General features: G+C 55.8%; 1 protein-coding gene. It reads left to right on the plus strand.

Going from position 1 to position 1,727, the window contains the following annotated elements; all coding sequences use genetic code 11:
• Positions 1-131: 131 nt before the first annotated feature.
• Positions 132-1,727: SulP family inorganic anion transporter (locus ACXRVY_RS27395; RefSeq protein WP_458238769.1), on the plus strand; the 1,596-nt coding region annotated here is incomplete at its 3' end.

Consider the following 1,727-nt stretch of genomic DNA (forward strand, 5'->3'; position numbering starts at 1 on the left):
GTGCATGCCCGCCCAGTTCCATCTGAACTTTCACGATAAACATCTCCAGCCGCACGWAGCGGTGGATCAAGGGCATTTCAATTATCACTGTATGTTAATATTATGCACATGCATCCACTGAGGAGCTAGCCATGATTGCGATAGGTGAGGCATGGAAGGCGGGGTTGTTGGGGCGAGAGCATTGGCTGCGCAATGTGGTGTCTGGCGTGATCGTCGGGGTCGTGGCGCTCCCTCTGGCTATGGCGTTTGCCATTGCATCTGGCGTCAAACCTGAGCAAGGCATCTACACCGCAATCATCGGTGGCCTGCTGGTTTCGCTCTTTGGGGGAAGCCGCTTGCAGATTGCCGGGCCGACAGGTGCGTTCATCGTGATTCTGGCGGGAGTCACGGCCAAACATGGTGTTGACGGTTTGCAAATCGCCACGATGATGGCGGGGGCCATGTTGTTATTGCTGGGGATGGCCCGCCTCGGTGCAATCATCAAGTTTATCCCTGACCCGGTGATAGTCGGATTCACTGCGGGCATCGGCGTGATCATCTGGGTCGGACAGTGGAAAGACTTTTTCGGTTTACCGACGATCAGTGGAGAGCATTTCCATGAAAAGCTCTGGCATCTGCTCCAGGCGCTGCCGGATCTTCATATCGCCACAACCCTGCTGGCGGCGATTAGCCTTTTCCTGGTCATCACCGCGTCCAGAATTCCCGGACTCAAACGGGTACCTGGCCCGCTAATCGCAATGGCAGTCGCTACAGCGATACAGTCAACCTTTCATTTCGAGGGGGTCGCCACGATTGGCAGTGCATTCGGTGGCATACCTCAAGGTCTTCCAGCGTTAAGCCTGCCTGAAATCACGCTGTCTCGTGTCATCGATTTGATTGGTCCGGCGTTCACTATTGCCATGCTTGGAGCAATCGAATCACTGCTGTCCGCAATGGTGGCCGATGGCATGGCGGGCACCAAGCACGACTCCAATCAGGAACTGATCGGTCAGGGAGTGGCTAATCTGGTCACGCCATTGTTTGGCGGTTTCGCAGCGACCGGAGCCATTGCCCGTACTGCAACCAATATCCGTAACGGCGGCACGAGCCCGCTGGCCGGCATTACGCACGCGGTCACGTTGGTGCTTATTATTCTGTTTCTGGCACCTCTGGCCTCAAACATCCCGCTGTGCGCCCTGGCCGCCATTCTTTTCGTGGTCGCGTACAACATGAGCGAGTTGAAGCACTTCAAGCGCATGGTCCAACGGGCTCCACGCGCAGACGTAGCTATCCTGCTCATCACCTTCAGCCTCACCGTGTTCAGCGACCTGGTGATCGCCGTGAATATCGGCGTCATTCTTGCCATGCTGCACTTCATGCGTCGCATGGCCTCATCTGTGGAGGTGCAACAGGTCGTCGAGCACGAGCTTGAAGAAGAGCTGAGGGCCAATGGGCACACTCGCCTGCCGCCAGGGACATTGATTTATACGATTGAAGGGCCATTGTTCTTTGGCGCGGCTGAGACCTTCGAGCGTGTGTTGGCACAGACCCATACCGATCCACGTCTGCTGATTATTCGCTTGAAGCGTGTACCGTTTATGGACATCACTGGCTTGCAGGTGCTGGAGGAGGTCATTCAGCAACTGCACGAGCGCAATATCGTGGTGAAACTCTGCGAAGCGAACACGAAGGTGCTCAACAAGCTCGATAGGGTAGGTATCTTGCAAGAAATCGGCACGGAGCATTAC

The sequence above is a fragment of the Pseudomonas sp. P5_A2_2 genome (assembly GCF_054177685.1).